This is a genomic window from Herbaspirillum seropedicae (assembly GCF_001040945.1).
Lineage (GTDB): Bacteria > Pseudomonadota > Gammaproteobacteria > Burkholderiales > Burkholderiaceae_D > Herbaspirillum > Herbaspirillum seropedicae.
In genome coordinates this window covers 3,388,476-3,403,526 of the sequence record NZ_CP011930.1, presented here as the reverse complement: position 1 = coordinate 3,403,526, position 15,051 = coordinate 3,388,476, and the positions used below count along the sequence as shown (strand labels likewise).

The following is a 15,051-nucleotide window of genomic DNA, read 5'->3' as shown; positions in this document are numbered from 1 at the left end:
ATACACTCAACGCCACAGGGACGGGAGTAGGCACTTGTTAGTCATCATTGGATATATCGTGGTCATGGCGTCCGTCTTCGGCGGCTTTGCCATGGCGGGTGGGCACCTGGGGGCGCTGTTCCAGCCAATCGAACTGCTCATGATCGGCGGCGCCGCGGGGGGCGCTTTTCTGGTCGGCAACAACGGCAAGGCGATCAAGGCCACGCTGAAGGCCCTGCCGACTGTGTTCAAGGGCTCCGCCTACACCAAGGCGCTCTACATGGAGCTCATGGCGCTGCTCTTCGAGATCCTCACCAAGTCCCGCAAGGAAGGCTTGATGTCGATCGAAGGCGATATCGAAGAACCTGAGAGCAGCCCCATCTTCAGCAAGTACCCGGGCGTGCTGGCTGACCATCACCTGATCGAATTCATGACCGATTACCTGCGTCTGATGGTGTCGGGCAACATGGATGCCTTCCAGATCGAAAACCTGATGGACAATGAAATCGAGACCCACCACCACGAGGGTGAGATCCCGGTCCACTGCATCGCCAAGCTGGGCGACGGCATGCCGGCCTTCGGTATCGTGGCGGCGGTCATGGGCGTGGTCCACACCATGGAGTCGGTGGGTATCCCACCCTCCGAGCTGGGCATGCTGATCGCGCACGCGCTGGTGGGTACCTTCCTCGGTATTCTGCTGGCCTATGGTTTCGTCGGTCCGCTCTCCAGCCTCCTGGAGCAGAAGCTGCATGAATCGACCAAGATCTACCAGTGCGTCAAGGTGACCCTGCTGGCCAGCCTCAATGGCTATGCGCCGGCGCTGTCGATCGAATTCGGCCGCAAGGTCCTGTTCTCGACCGAGCGTCCGACCTTCCTGGAGCTGGAAGAACACGTCAAGCAAGCCAGGGGCAAGTAATGCGTCCACAGGCCGCAGACCGATACACATCTACAGCATTGAAGCAGGAGTAAGGCATGGCCGACGAAGGGCTACGTCCCATAATCGTTAAGCGCATCAAGAAGGGCGGCGGTGGCCATCATGGCGGCGCCTGGAAGATTGCGTACGCCGACTTCGTCACGGCGATGATGGCGTTCTTCCTGCTGATGTGGCTGCTGGGCTCTACCGCCAAGGGTGACTTGAACGGCATCGCCGAATACTTCAAGACGCCGCTGAAGGTGGCCATGGCTGGCGGTTCCGGCAGCGGTGACGCCAACACCGTGCTGCCCGGGGGCGGCAAGGACCTGACGCGCCAGGATGGACAACTGCGCAAGGGCGAGACGGATGTCACGGCGCGCAAGCAGAACCTCAAGCAGGCCCAGCAAGAGCTGGAAAAGATGGAGCGCACCCGGCTGGAAGAATTGAAGTCGCGGCTGGAAAAGGCGATCGATTCCAATCCTACGCTCAAGCAGTTCAAGAACCAGCTGTTGATCGATATCACTTCCGAGGGCCTGCGCATCCAGATCGTGGATGAAAAGAACCGTCCCATGTTCGCCCTGGCCAGCGCGCAGTTGCAGCCCTACACCAAGGAAATCCTGCACGAGATCGGTCGCACCCTCAACGATGTGCCTAACAAGATCAGCCTGTCCGGCCACACCGATGCAACCCCTTATTCCAAGGGCGAGAAGGGCTACAGCAACTGGGAGCTGTCGGCTGACCGCGCCAATGCCTCGCGGCGCGAGCTGATCATCGGCGGCATGGATGAATCCAAGGTATTGCGGGTGGTGGGGCTGTCCTCGGCGGTGCTGCTGGACAAGGAAGATCCGTTCAACCCGATCAACCGCCGCATCAGCATCATCGTCATGAACAAGAAGGCCGAGGAAATGGTGGAGAAGGACAGCGGATCGCTCAACGTCCCCACCGACGCCAGCGATGGTGAAGTGCAGCAGGGCCTCAATGTCCCTGCGCGGAATTGATGTACGTGTTTTCCATTTGAACAAGGGAAGAGAGCCGGATATGCCGACCAAGACCATGCTGCAGGAGCTCAAGCGCTTGTTGCTCGATACTGCCAGTGGTGGCAGCCGTCAGCTGACGGAAGTCGAGTCGGACCTGGTGCAGACCAACATCCTGCTGGGCGAAGCCATCGGCAAGCTCGGCACCAGCTTCATGGAGTTGCATCGTGCAGTCCAGATGCAGCAGACCATCCTCGAAGGCTTGATGAACGGCAGCGGCGAGATCAACAGCGAGAGCATCGAGCAGTTGAAGGATACCCAGGGGCAGGTCAGCCATTACGTCAATGCGGCCGTCACCGGCCTGCAGTTCCAGGACATGACCAGCCAGTTGCTGGAGCGTATCGTACGCCGCGTGATCGGACTGCGCGAAGCGCTGGGCGTGTTGAGCGCCAACAGCTTCGAGATCGTCCCGGAACAGGGGCAGAGCAACGATGAATTGCAGGAGCTGCTGGCCAGCACGGTGCAGGCAATGGAAGAGCGCCTGACGGTGCTGGACAGTGGGTTGTGGAAGGCTGTGCGCCAGACGCGCATGGAAAGTGGCGACATCGAGTTGTTCTGAGTGGGACAAGCTTGAACTAGGTCATTTCGGTCCATGCTCATCATTAGGACCGAAGCCAAGGGTGCGGCATAATGCGAGAGCGCATGAGCCTTATTGAAGAAACAGGGAGTAACGATGTCCAAAACGATTCTCGCAGTAGATGATTCCGGGTCACTGCGTCAGATGGTGGTATTCAGTCTGAAGGCCGCGGGTTACAACGTCACCGAGGCCGTAGACGGGGTGGATGCGCTGGAAAAGGCCAAGTCGCAGACCTTCGACCTGGTTCTGACCGACCAGAACATGCCGCGCATGGATGGCCTGACCCTGATCCGCTCCTTGCGCGAGCTGACCAGCTATGCACGCGTGCCCATCCTCATGCTGACCACCGAGTTCAGCGACGAGATGAAGGCCAAGGGCAAGGCCGCCGGCGCGAACGGCTGGTTGGTCAAGCCCTTCGATCCGCAGCGCCTGACCGAAGTGGTCAGGAAGGTGATTGGCTGATCTGCCAGGACAAGAATAACGATATGAACTGATCCAGGATGGAGCCCAGGCATGAGCATTGATATGAGCCAGTTTTTCCAGGTCTTTTTCGACGAGGCCGAGGAAGGCCTCGCCGAAATGGAAAAGCTGTTGTTGGCCGTCAATGTGGCCTCGCCGGATCCGGAGGACCTCAATGCGGTCTTCCGTGCCGCCCATTCGATCAAGGGCGGTTCCTCGACCTTCGGTCTGACGGATATCGCCGAGGTCACGCACGTGCTGGAATCGCTGCTGGACCGCATCCGCCAGGGCCAGATGGCCCTGACCTCCGAACACGTGGATGCTTTCCTGGCCGCCAAGGATGTACTGAAGTCCATGCTGGACGGTCACAAGCATGGCGCCGATGTCGATCAGGGCGCGGTGGCCGATGTGCGCCGCCTGCTCGAAGCGCTGTCGCAGGGCAAGAGCTCCGCGCCGGCCAAGGCTGCAGCCCCTGCGGCCGGCGGCGTGCCGGTTGCTCCCGGCGGCGTGTGCCGCTACCGGATCGAGATGCCCGTCATCGCCGACAAGGATGCCGAGGCCCTGGCCGATGAACTGGCCATGCTGGGCAAGATCGAGAAGACCAAGTCACCCGAGGGGCAGTGGGTCTTCATCCTCGATACGGCCGAGCCGCTCGATGACGTGGTCGCCATCTGCGCCTTCATCGTCAATGTGGCCGACCTCAAGATTTCGCAGGCGGTTGAGTCTGCACCATCGGCCGACCAGGAGCGCGGATACGGCTTCTTCGATAATTTCGTGACCCAGGAAGAGCGCGAACGCACCCAGGGTTACGGTTTCTTCGACAACCATACCGCCATCGAAGACAAGGAGCGCGAGCAGGGATACGGCTTCTTCGCGCCGTTCGTGCCGCTGGACATCAGTGCCAAGAAGCCCGACGCCGAGACCCTGAGCCAGCCGCATCCTGACGATGCGCCGCTGGCCGTGACCGAACACGCCGCAGCCGAGAAGAAGGCCGCCAAGGCCGCCGCGGCTGCCGCTGCCGGCCACGAGTCCTCGTCCATCCGGGTCAGCGTGGAAAAGGTCGACCAGCTCATCAACCTGGTGGGCGAACTGGTGATCACCCAGGCCATGATCGAGCAGCGCGTAGGCAAGCTGGACCCGATGACCCACGAACACCTGCTCAACAGCGTCAGCCAGTTGAGCCGCAATACCCGGGACCTGCAGGAATCGGTGATGTCCATCCGCATGATGCCGATGGATTACGTGTTCTCGCGCTTCCCGCGCATGGTGCGCGATCTGGCGCACAAGCTGGGCAAGCAGGTCGAATTCGTCACCCACGGCGCCGCCACCGAGCTGGACAAGGGCTTGATCGAGCGCATCGTCGATCCGCTCACCCACCTGGTGCGCAACAGCATCGACCATGGCATCGAGTTGCCGGACGCCCGCCGCGCCAGCGGCAAGAGCGAGGCCGGTACGCTGTCCCTGTCGGCCGAACACCAGGGCGGCAACATCATCATCGAAGTCACCGACGACGGTGGCGGCCTGAACCGCGAGAAGATCCTGGCCAAGGCCAAGCAGCAGGGCATGCCGGTGACCGACAACCTTTCCGACGCCGAGGTCTGGCAGCTCATCTTCGAGCCGGGATTTTCCACTGCCGAGCAGGTCACGGATGTTTCCGGCCGCGGCGTGGGCATGGATGTGGTCAAGCGCAACATCCTGGCCATGGGCGGGGCGGTCGACATCCGCTCCAGCAAGGGCTTTGGCACCACCATTTCGATTTCGCTGCCGCTGACGCTGGCCATCCTGGATGGCATGTCGATCCGCATTGGCGAAGAAGTCTATATATTGCCGCTGGGATATGTGGTTGAATCTTTGCAGCCATTGGCGCAAGATATCAAGGAAATCTCCGGCCAGGGGCAGGTGCTGCGCGTACGCGGAGAATACCTGCCGCTGATTCCGCTTTATCAAATTTTCAACATCGAACCTTCATTCACCGATCCCTCGCAAGGATTGGTGGTCATTTTGGAGTCAGATGGGAAGAAGGCGGCACTTTTCGTGGATGACCTGATCGGACAACAGCAGATCGTTGTCAAGAATCTGGAATCCAACTACCGGAAGGTCGCTGGCATTTCCGGTGCTACTATTCTGGGCGACGGCGGCGTTGCCCTGATTGTCGATGTGGCAGCCTTGCTGCGATCCAGCCGCCAACTGAATGACGAATCTGTATTTTCCTGATTTTTAAAGGGCCTCAACATGTCTGACACTGCATCCAAGAATCTTTCCGGCTTCGGCGAAAAGACCGACAGCAACGGAAACGAATTTCTTGCCTTCACCCTGGGTAAGGAAGAATACGGCATCGATATTCTGAAGGTTCAGGAAATCCGCGGCTACGAAGCCGTTACCCGCATCGCCAACTCGCCCGACTTCATCAAGGGCGTGGTGAACCTGCGCGGCATCATCGTCCCCATCGTGGACATGCGCATCAAGTTCCAGCTGGGCGAGCCGACCTATGACCAGTTCACGGTCGTGATCATCCTCAACATCGGCGGCCGCGTCGTGGGCATGGTGGTCGACAGCGTCTCCGACGTGATCACCCTGACCCAGGAGCAGATCAAGCCGGCGCCGGAGATGGGCACCACCTTCGACTCCGACTACCTGATCGGTCTGGGCACCCTGGAACAGCGCATGCTGATCCTGGTGGACATCGACAAGCTGATGTCCAGCGCCGAAATGGGTCTGATCGAAAAGCTGGCAGCCTGATCCACAGGAGGCCGGCAGCAAGGGATCCGGAGGAGACGCAGCCCGGATCTGACGCCTATCGTCATTCGGCAGCGCTGGAAAAACGGGCTCGATAGCCCGATGCAAAAGAGAAAAAGGCATCCGCCTCAGGTGGATGCCTTTTTTATTGCGCGTGATCCCCGTCCATGCCTGCACGGGGCGCTGTGCTTCAGTGGAAGTGCTCCACCGGCGGGGGCGTGTCTTCCGGCATCTCGGCGTGCACCAGCTCGCCCTCGCGGTCGGGGAAGAGCGGGGCGCCGCAGTCATCGCAGAATTCCATCGTGAAGCGTTCGGCATGATGCTTGATGTGGACGATGCCGCATTCGCGCAGCACCGTCAGGATCTGCTGCAGCGGGCTGGCTGGCAAGCCCTCCAGCAGGCCTGCGCCGCCCGGGATCATCATGGGCAGGTCTTCGCCGCTTTCCTGCTCGTAGAGCGGCCATACCGTGCCATAGACCACGGTAGGATCGCCGCCGATGGAAAAGCCGATGCGGTATTCATCGATCTGGCCGTTGATGTCTTCGGAAAAGCCGCCGATGCTGGCGTGCAGGTCGGCCGAGGAGATGTCCAGGGTCTGGGTCAGGAAGTAGTCCGCAGCGCGGATGGAGGCCGGGCGGATGCGCTTGTCGGCTTCGCGGCAGCCGAAGAAGTAGGCCTGCGGCAGCAGCAGCTCCACGCTGCAGCCGGGCAGCAGGCGCGTAAACAGCGGCGTGGCCTGCTGTTTCCAGGCCTCGAAGGCGGCTGCCTTGTTGGCCGAGAAGTGGCTCTGCTGTTCGCTTTCCTGCCAGTGGAACAGGGCGCCGCCGGCCGGCACCACCACGGCGGCAATCACGTAGCGGGTATCGGCCAGGAAGGCGGCGGTGGGTGGCTGTTCGCCGCGCAGTTGCACCGGACCGGTCTTGAGCGCCGTCTGGCCCATCTGGCGGGTCAGGGCGAAGACGTCGGCGTGCATGCGTGGCAGCTGTTCGATGGAGAACAGGGCCGGCGCCAGCGCCAGGCGCGCATCCTTGGCCAGCACATGGGCGTGCAGGTGGGCGCCGATGGCGCTCAGCATCTCGCTGGCGATGGGGCCGGAGGCGATGGCAAAGCGGGTCCAGGCCAGCACCGGCAGGACCAGCAACTGCACATCGTAGTCCTGGCCTTCGTGTTCCAGCGAGGTCGCTTCGCTGCCGGCCTCGACGGCTTCGATCAGCACGTCGTAGGCGTCCAGGTCAGCCTTGAAGAGGTGATCCAGGGCGGCGTCGATCAAGCCCTGGTGGCCGGTGCGCAGCAGCTTGTTGAGCAGGGCGTCCAGAGGTTGCAGCCAGGCCCGCTCTTCGAGCCGGCTGGAGGCCTGGGCAATGGCTTGCGCAAAGGTCACCAGGTGCTGGCTATCGGCAGAAAGCTTGGAGGAGGAACGTTTGGCGGGACGACGCATGTAGGCAATCTGTAATCGGTGGAAACGGAACCGTCTATTGTAGATGATTTGGCAGCACTGTCAGCGACCCGGCGGGGCGTGCATGTCCAAAGGGCAATAAAAAACGCCGGACGAATCCGGCGTTTTCACTCTTGCATGCGCCGCAGGGCAAGCCCGCGGTGAGGTCCTGCGTTGTTCTGCTTAGGCGGCCAGCAGCTGACGCAGCACGAACGGCAGGATGCCGCCATGCTTGTAGTAGTCCACTTCGATCGGGGTATCGATACGCAGCAGCAGCTTGACTTCCTTGGTCTCGCCGTTCTTGCGATGGATCACCAGGGTGGCTTCCTGTTGCGGCTTGATTTCGCCTTCCAGGCCCTTCAGGTCGAAGGTTTCATCGCCGGTGATGCCCAGCGACTGCACGCTGTCGTTGCCCAGGAACTGCAGCGGCAGCACGCCCATGCCGACCAGGTTGGAACGGTGGATACGCTCGAAGGAACGGGCGATCACGGCCTTCACGCCCAGCAGCTGGGTGCCCTTGGCGGCCCAGTCACGGGAGGAGCCGGTACCGTACTCTTCGCCACCGAAGACCATGGTCGGGGTGCCTTCAGCCACGTACTTCATGGCGGCGTCATAGATCGACATTTCTTCGCCGGAAGGCTGGTGAATGGTGATGCCGCCTTCCACACGCGAGCCGTCTTCCTTGGCCGGGATCATCAGGTTCTTGATACGCACGTTGGCGAAGGTGCCGCGCATCATGATCTCGTGGTTGCCGCGACGCGAACCGTAGGAGTTGAAGTCCGCCTTCAACACGCCATTGGCTTGCAGCCACTTGCCGGCCGGGCTGGATTCCTTGATGGAACCGGCCGGGGAGATGTGGTCGGTGGTGATGGAGTCGCCGAACACGCCCAGTGCGCGTGCGCCGGTGATGCCAGCGGCAGCGGCCTTGGGCTCTTCGCTGAAGTTCTCGAAGAACGGCGGCTCGGCGATGTAGGTCGAGCTCGGCCAGTTGTAGACTTCACCCTTGGCGACGCCCTTGATGGCTTCCCACAGCTTGCCCGGAGCGCCCTTCACATCGGCGTAGTTTTCCTTGAAGGTCTTGGCGTTCATGGCGAACTTCAGCAGCTTTTCGATCTCTTGCGAGGTCGGCCAGATGTCGCCCAGGTAGATGTCCTTGCCGCCCTTGCCCTTGCCGACCGGCTCGGTCATCAGGTCACGGGTGACATTGCCAGCAATGGCGTAGGCCACCACCAGCGGGGGCGAAGCCAGGAAGTTGGCGCGGATGTTCGGGTGGATACGGGCTTCGAAGTTGCGGTTGCCCGACAGCACGGCGGCCGCCACCACGTCGTTCTTGACGATGGCTTCGTTCATGGCCGGGGTCAGGTCGCCAGCGTTGCCGATGCAGGTGGTGCAACCGTAGGCGGTCACGCCAAAGCCCAGCTTTTCCAGGTAGGGCAAGAGGCCTGCGGCTTCCAGGTACTTGGTCACCACGCGCGAGCCAGGGGCCAGCGAGGTCTTGATGTGCGGAGCGACCTTCAGGCCGGCTTCCACTGCCTTCTTGGCCAACAGGCCGGCGGCCAGCAGCACGCTCGGGTTGGAGGTGTTGGTGCAGGAGGTGATGGCGGCGATCAGCACGTCACCGTTGTGCAGGTCCACACCGTCGGCGTTCTTGTAGGACGCGCCCAGGTCTTCGGCTTTCTTGTTGAAGCCGTTTTCAGCGGTCGGCTTGGTGAACAGATCGGAGAAGGTCGACTTGACGTTGCCGATTTCGATACGGTCTTGCGGACGCTTGGGACCTGCCAGCGACGGGGCGACGGTGCCCAGGTCCAGCGACACTTCCTGGGTGTAGTCGATCTGGCCAGCCTTGGGCACGCCGTACAGTTCCTGGGCCTTGAAGTAGGCTTCGAAGGCGTCGATCTCGGCCTTGGTGCGGCCGGTGCCCTTGAAGTATTCGATGGTGGCGTCGTCGACCGGGAAGAAGCCCATGGTGGCGCCGTATTCCGGCGCCATGTTGGCGATGGTGGCGCGGTCGGTCAGCGACAGCGATTCGGTGCCTTCACCGAAGAATTCGACGAACTTGCCCACCACCTTGGTCTGGCGCAGCAGTTCGGTGATGGTCAGCACCAGGTCGGTGGCGGTGACGCCTTCGCGCAGGGCGCCGGTCAGGTTCACGCCGACCACGTCCGGGGTCAGGAAGTAGACCGGCTGGCCCAGCATGCCGGCTTCGGCTTCGATGCCGCCCACGCCCCAGCCGACCACGCCGATGCCGTTGATCATGGTGGTGTGGGAGTCGGTGCCGACCAGGGTGTCAGGGTAGTAGACGCCGGTCTTGTTGTGCACGCCGCGCGCCAGGTATTCCAGGTTGACCTGGTGGACGATGCCGAAGCCCGGGGGCACCACGCCGAAGGTGTCGAAGGCTTGCATGCCCCACTTCATGAACTGGTAGCGCTCGTTGTTGCGCGAGAATTCCAGCTTCATGTTCAGGTCCAGAGCCTTCTTCTCGCGGAAGTGGTCGATCTGCACCGAGTGGTCCACCACCAGGTCCACCGGGACCAGCGGTTCGATGTTCTTGGGGTTCTTGCCCAGCTTGCTGGCGACGTTGCGCATGGCGGCCAGGTCGGCCAAGAGCGGCACGCCAGTGAAGTCCTGCAGCACCACGCGGGCGACCACGAAGGGGATCTCATCTACGCGGGCCGCCTTGGCGCCCCAGTTGGCCAGTTGCTTGACGTGTTCTTCGGTGACCTTCTGGCCATCGCAGTTACGCAGCACCGATTCCAGCACGATACGGATGGACACCGGCAGGCGCGAGATATTCACGCCCAGCGACTTTTGCAGGGCGGGCAGGGAGTAGAACTTGCCCTTCTTGGAACCGGAAATCTTGAATTCCTTTAGGGTGTTCAATGTGTTGCGAGACATGGCCTCTTCTCCTTAATTGGCAATTTAGTGATGCTAGCTAGTCGAATCCGGTTTGCGCTGCAATGGTGAACTGCGGGGTGCTGCCTGATTCTGTGATTCTTTGATTCTTTGATTCTTTGTTACGGATACGTCCTGTCGGGAATGTCAGCCTTCCCGGTTCAGTTCTGGTGAGGCGCCGCAGCGACCGTGGCTGCCGGTGCTGCCGATGCAGCAGCGGCGGCCTTGATCTGGTCGGCGTTCTTGCATTCGTTGGCCAGTTGCTGGCCCTTCTTGGAGTCCAGCAGCAGACCCTTGGCCGGGATGCCGATCCAGACCAGGCCCATCTTGCGGTTCTCGAAGCGGTTGGCGCCGGTGGTGGTCTCCACGCGGGTCAGGCGGTGGATGCGCTTGTCCCAGCGGATGGCGATGTGCTTGTCGTCGGTTTCATTCTTCCAGATGGTCAGCTTGTGGCCCATTTCGCACTGGAAGTCGGCCGACAGGGTGCCGCCCAGCTCGGGTTCGCTGTCATCGTCCTCGGCGTCCGAGGAGAAGGGCATCTTGGCGGCCGGTGCGGCGGCAGCTGCTGCTGCGGCTTTCTTGGCCGGCGCCTTCTTGACTACCTTTTTCTTGGCAGCCGGTTTGGTATCGGTTTCAGCGTGCGCCGCAGTGATGCCGGCGGTGGCGAACAGGGCGCCCAGGAGGGCGATCAGGGTCAGGTGCTTTTTCATAGGCGTCGGTCGTAAGGGTCTTTACGGCTGGGTTGATGGGGTGTCGCCAGGGGCGAACCACACTGCAGTCTCCGGTGGCAGCGTCACACCGGTGGCGTGGGCGCGTTGCAGGATACTCCAGTAATAACGGTAACTGGCGCGGTCGTGCAGGTTGCCCAGGTGCTGGATCGGTCCCCACTGCACCGCCTGCGCCTTGAGCAAGATCTGTGCCGCCAGGTCGGCTTCTTCGGTGGCCGGGGACATGGCCTGCACGATGGGGCGGATCTGGTCCGGATGGATGCTCCACATCCGGGTATAGCCAAATTCCTGTGCCGCGCGGCACGCATCGTCGGCCACGGCGGCGGGATTCTTGATGTCGGTGGTCACGTTGTGCGACGGCACCTTGCCGTGCGCATGGCAGGCGGCGGAAATGTCGAGCTTGGCGCGGCGCACCAGCGGATGGTCGAACTGTCCGGGGGAGCGCATGGCGCTGCCGGGGATGGCGCCGTAATGGGCGGAGACGAAATCCATCACCCCGAACGACAGCGACTGCACCTGGGGCAGGGCGGCGATCTTCCAGGCATCGGCCAGCGCGCCATGGGTCTCCACGAGCACCTGCACCGGCAGGTCGCTGCGACCGGCGGCGCGGGCTGCGCGTTGGATGCTTTCCAGTGCGCGCAGCACGTCATCGATGCCTTCCGGCTTGGGCAGCATCACATAGGCCAGCTCGCGCGCAGCGGCGCCGCAGAGGATGGCCACATCCTGTTCGAAGTGCGGATGGCTCACATCATGCAGGCGCGCGCCGATACGGCGGTGGACATTGTCAGGGCCAGTGATGAGAGCGGCGACCAGCTCGGCGTGCGCGGTTTCATTGCCGGCGGCAGCGCCATCTTCGCAGTCGAAGGTGATGTCGAACAAGGGGCCGAGCTCCTGTTGCAGGGCCATCGACTTGCGCATCAGCTTTTCGGAGCCGGCGTAGTGATCGCATACCGGAAGCAAAACCGGCTGCTGGGCACCTGGGAACAAGACCTGGGAAGGATGCATTGCTGCGAATGAGACTGGGGTAGGGGTTGTCGTATTGTTCGATGTCGGGAAAGCCGGCGCGGCAGCAGGAGCCTGCCACCGCGCCGTGGTCAATTAGCCGACCAGATGCTTGACGCCTTCGCGCTCTTCCATCAGCTCCTTGAGCGTGATGTTGATGCGCTCTTGCGAGAACTCATCGATTTCCAGACCCTGGACGATCTTGTACTCGCCGTTTTCGGTGGTCACCGGGAAGCCGAACATGGTGCCTTCGGGGATGCCGTAGGAACCGTCGGAGGGGATACCCATGGTGGTCCACTTGCCGTTGGTGCCCAGCACCCAGTCACGCACGTGGTCGATGGCCGCGTTGGCTGCCGAAGCGGCCGAGGACAGGCCGCGGGCTTCGATGATGGCCGCGCCGCGCTTGCCGACGGTGGGCAGGAACACGTTCTTGTTCCATTCCTGGTCGTTGATGGTGTCCTTGACCGACACGCCATCAGCGGTGGCGAAACGGTAGTCGGCGTACATGGTGGGCGAGTGGTTGCCCCAGACGCACAGCTTTTCGATGGCCGAGACCGGCTTGCCGATCTTGGCGGCCACTTGCGACAGGGCGCGGTTGTGGTCCAGACGCAGCATGGCGGTGAAGTTCTTGGCCGGCAGGTTGGGGGCCGACTTCATGGCGATGTAGGCGTTGGTGTTGGCCGGGTTGCCCACCACCAGCACCTTGACGTTGCGCGAGGCCACGGCGTCCAGCGCCTTGCCCTGCACGGTGAAGATCTGGGCGTTGGCTTCCAGCAGGTCCTTGCGCTCCATGCCGGGGCCGCGCGGACGGGCGCCCACCAGCAGGGCGATGTCGGCGTCCTTGAAGGCGGTCATCGGATCGCTGTGGGCGGTCACGCCAGCCAGCAGCGGGAAGGCGCAGTCATCGATTTCCATGATGACGCCCTTCAACGCCTTCTGTGCCTTCTCATCGGGGATTTCCAGCAGTTGCAGGATGACCGGCTGGTCTTTGCCCAGCAGATCGCCGTTGGCGATGCGGAACAGCAGGGAGTAACCGATCTGACCGGCGGCGCCAGTGACGGCAACACGCATGGGGGCTTTAGCCATGTTGAATCTCCAAAAGAGGTGATGAAAAAAAGCATTCAGACTGCATTGAAGCGTACGTTGCGGTCACGTCGCGCAAGGCGCGGCAGGGCCGTGTAGCGGTTGCTTCAGGGGTGCGCATGATAAATGCGCGGTTTCCTCGAATTCTTGTTAGGCCGCCATGATACCGTCGAAAACGCAGCGAGTCAGTTGCTTTCGGGTCGGGTCCTGCCGACAAATCAAAAACCTGTCAAACTTGGATTCTGCCTGCATGAAAACGCCGGATCGGAGAGTGCTGGATGAGAGCGATTCTCGTTATCGTCTGCCGGCCTGTCATCCGCTTGCTGCCTGCGTTGGCGGTCTTCAGCTTGCTCGCGAGTGTAGGCCTGGGAAAGTCGGCTGTCAATCAATATCTTATGTCTTATATAAGACATCTTATTGCCTAGTTTTTGCTGGACGCCGGAAGGACTTTTGTGGTGAAATTCGAGGTTATGAGCTCGATCCTGCCCAATTCAAACAACGCTGACGCGCACGCCGCGGGGGCGGGTGTTGCCAGTCCGGCGCCCACCTTCAGTCCGTTGTACCAGCAGATCAAGGCGCTCATCATGCAGCGCCTGGAGGCGGGGGAGTGGAAGCCCGGTGAGCTGATCCCCAGCGAAGTCGAGCTAGGCAGTCGTTTCAAGGTCAGTCAGGGCACGGTGCGCAAGGCCATCGACGAACTGGCGGCCGAAAACCTGGTGGTGCGCCGCCAGGGCAAGGGCACCTTCGTGGCCACCCATCACGAGACCCAGGCGCAGTTCCGCTTCCTGCGGTTGATGGCCGACAGCGACGAGCCGCAGCGTCCCGAAAACAAAATCATCGAAGTCAAGCGCGTACGCGCCTCGGCCGAAGTGGCCCGTCAGCTCGATATGAAGTCGGGCGACTCGGTCATTTTCATTCGCCGGGTAAAATCGTTCAATGGCGTTCCCATCATCCTGGAAGACATCTGGCTGCCTGGCGCCATCTTCAAGGGCTTGACGGCCGAGCGCCTGGTGGAATACCGCGGCCCGCTGTACGGGCTGTTCGAGTCTGAGTTCGGCACGCGCATGATCCGTGCCGAAGAGCGCATCCGTGCCGTCGGGGCGGATCCGGATGCGGCAGAGTTTCTGGGCGTAACGCCCCAAACGCCGTTGCTGAGTGTGGAACGGGCTTCATTCACCTATGGCGACAAGCCGGTGGAAATGCGGCGCGGGCTGTACCTGACGACGAATCATCATTACCAGAGCGAGTTGAGCTGAGCGGCCGGTGAGGTTCTTCCCGGAGTGCCGCCAGGTAGGGCCTGCGCGGCGCAGGGGAGCGGATTCAAAGCCGGGTCAAGACCCGGCAGGCATGCTGCGAAGCGCAATAAATGTTGATGGTGATTTAGAAAATCGGCGAAAATTGCATGATTGTTTTAATCTGAGGAGAACCTTGTATGTCTGAAGCCGCTAAACCACAACGGCCGCAATTTCGTAACATACACCTAACCCAAATTGCCGGTTACCGCATGCCTCTGGCTGCCATCGTCTCGATCATGCACCGCATCAGCGGTCTGTTCCTGTTCCTGATGCTGCCTTTCATCCTGTACCTGCTGGACAGCAGCCTGCTCTCCGAAGGTACCTTCGACTACCTCAAGGGTTTCACCTCGGGCTGGTTCGTCAAGCTGGTCATCCTGGCCCTGTCCTGGGCTTACCTCCACCACTTCTGCGCCGGCATCCGCCACCTGATCATGGACAACCACATCGGTCTGGACAAGGACAGCGCGCGCAAGTCCTCGGCAACTGTCCTGGTGATCAGCATCGCGCTGATGGTCCTGGTCGCATTGAAACTGTTCGGAGCTTTCTGAAAATGGCTGATAACAACATCGGACCCAAGCGCCTGGTCGTGGGCGCCCACTATGGCCTGCGTGACTGGCTGGCGCAACGCGCCACCGCCGTCGTGATGGCTGTGTACACCGTGATCCTGCTGGTGTGCTTCTTCACTTCGACCAACTTCAGCTATCAGGGCTGGGCGGCGCTGTTCTCGCATCAATGGTTCAAGGTCGCCACCTTTGCCGTGTTCATGGCGCTGTTCTTCCACGCCTGGATCGGCGTGCGTGATGCGCTGATGGACTACGTCAAGCCCGTTGGCGTTCGTCTGGTCCTGCAAGTTGCCACTATCGTGTGGCTGATCGGTTGCGCTGGCTACGCCGCGCAGATTCTGTGGAGAAACTAATC

Annotated in this window: 14 protein-coding genes; 9 read left to right on the top strand and 5 right to left on the bottom strand. The window is 61.5% G+C overall.

Translation table 11 applies throughout. From position 1 onward, the window contains the following. Positions 1-34: 34 nt before the first annotated feature. The 6 genes from motA to ACP92_RS14915 all read left to right on the top strand — a co-directional run bounded on the left by motA (position 35) and on the right by ACP92_RS14915 (position 5,701). On the top strand, positions 35-895 hold the full coding sequence (gene motA / locus ACP92_RS14940; RefSeq protein ID WP_013234944.1) for a flagellar motor stator protein MotA: 861 nt from the start codon (positions 35-37) through the stop codon (positions 893-895). A 56-nt stretch (positions 896-951) separates the two neighbouring features. Beyond that, positions 952-1,890 (top strand): flagellar motor protein MotB, encoded by a 939-nt coding sequence (gene motB, locus ACP92_RS14935; RefSeq protein WP_013234943.1) that lies wholly within the window; start codon positions 952-954, stop codon positions 1,888-1,890. A gap of 40 nt (positions 1,891-1,930) precedes the next feature. After that, positions 1,931-2,485 carry a hypothetical protein gene (locus ACP92_RS14930; protein ID WP_013234942.1) on the top strand — a complete coding sequence of 185 codons (555 nt, stop codon included), beginning with the start codon at positions 1,931-1,933 and terminating at the stop codon, positions 2,483-2,485. Positions 2,486-2,599: 114 nt separating this feature from the next. Further along, positions 2,600-2,965: a response regulator gene (locus tag ACP92_RS14925; RefSeq protein ID WP_013234941.1), complete on the top strand. Its 366-nt coding sequence runs from the start codon at positions 2,600-2,602 to the stop codon at positions 2,963-2,965. A gap of 51 nt (positions 2,966-3,016) precedes the next feature. Continuing rightward, entirely contained in the window at positions 3,017-5,176 is a 2,160-nt protein-coding gene (gene cheA, locus ACP92_RS14920) for a chemotaxis protein CheA (RefSeq protein ID WP_041310940.1), read from the top strand. Between the two features lie 18 nt (positions 5,177-5,194). Next, complete coding sequence (locus ACP92_RS14915) at positions 5,195-5,701, top strand: chemotaxis protein CheW (RefSeq protein ID WP_013234939.1); 507 nt, start codon at positions 5,195-5,197, stop codon at positions 5,699-5,701. 187 nt (positions 5,702-5,888) lie between these two features. Here ACP92_RS14915 and ACP92_RS14910 read toward each other — a convergent pair whose 3' ends face one another. The 5 genes from ACP92_RS14910 to ACP92_RS14890 all read right to left on the bottom strand — a co-directional run bounded on the left by ACP92_RS14910 (position 5,889) and on the right by ACP92_RS14890 (position 12,841). Then, complete coding sequence (locus ACP92_RS14910) at positions 5,889-7,136, bottom strand: DUF2863 family protein (RefSeq protein ID WP_013234938.1); 1,248 nt, start codon at positions 7,134-7,136, stop codon at positions 5,889-5,891. 180 nt (positions 7,137-7,316) lie between these two features. Then, entirely contained in the window at positions 7,317-10,028 is a 2,712-nt protein-coding gene (acnA, locus tag ACP92_RS14905; protein WP_013234937.1) for an aconitate hydratase AcnA, read from the bottom strand. Between the two features lie 158 nt (positions 10,029-10,186). Next, complete coding sequence (locus ACP92_RS14900) at positions 10,187-10,735, bottom strand: hypothetical protein (protein WP_013234936.1); 549 nt, start codon at positions 10,733-10,735, stop codon at positions 10,187-10,189. A gap of 21 nt (positions 10,736-10,756) precedes the next feature. Beyond that, positions 10,757-11,758, bottom strand: a complete 1,002-nt coding sequence (locus ACP92_RS14895) for an HpcH/HpaI aldolase/citrate lyase family protein (RefSeq protein ID WP_013234935.1) — start codon at positions 11,756-11,758, stop codon at positions 10,757-10,759. 93 nt (positions 11,759-11,851) lie between these two features. Next, complete coding sequence (locus ACP92_RS14890) at positions 11,852-12,841, bottom strand: malate dehydrogenase (protein ID WP_013234934.1); 990 nt, start codon at positions 12,839-12,841, stop codon at positions 11,852-11,854. A 467-nt stretch (positions 12,842-13,308) separates the two neighbouring features. Here ACP92_RS14890 and ACP92_RS14885 point away from each other — a divergent pair, with 467 nt between their 5' ends. From ACP92_RS14885 to sdhD, 3 genes are all read left to right on the top strand, one after another. Further along, positions 13,309-14,094, top strand: coding sequence for a GntR family transcriptional regulator (locus ACP92_RS14885; protein WP_041310937.1), 786 nt, complete (start codon positions 13,309-13,311; stop codon positions 14,092-14,094). Positions 14,095-14,270: 176 nt separating this feature from the next. Beyond that, complete coding sequence (gene sdhC, locus ACP92_RS14880) at positions 14,271-14,681, top strand: succinate dehydrogenase, cytochrome b556 subunit (protein WP_013234932.1); 411 nt, start codon at positions 14,271-14,273, stop codon at positions 14,679-14,681. A gap of 2 nt (positions 14,682-14,683) precedes the next feature. Then, the gene (sdhD, locus tag ACP92_RS14875) at positions 14,684-15,049 is read left to right on the top strand and encodes a succinate dehydrogenase, hydrophobic membrane anchor protein (RefSeq protein WP_041310935.1); all 366 of its coding nucleotides are present in this window, start codon (positions 14,684-14,686) and stop codon (positions 15,047-15,049) included. Positions 15,050-15,051: the final 2 nt, after the last annotated feature.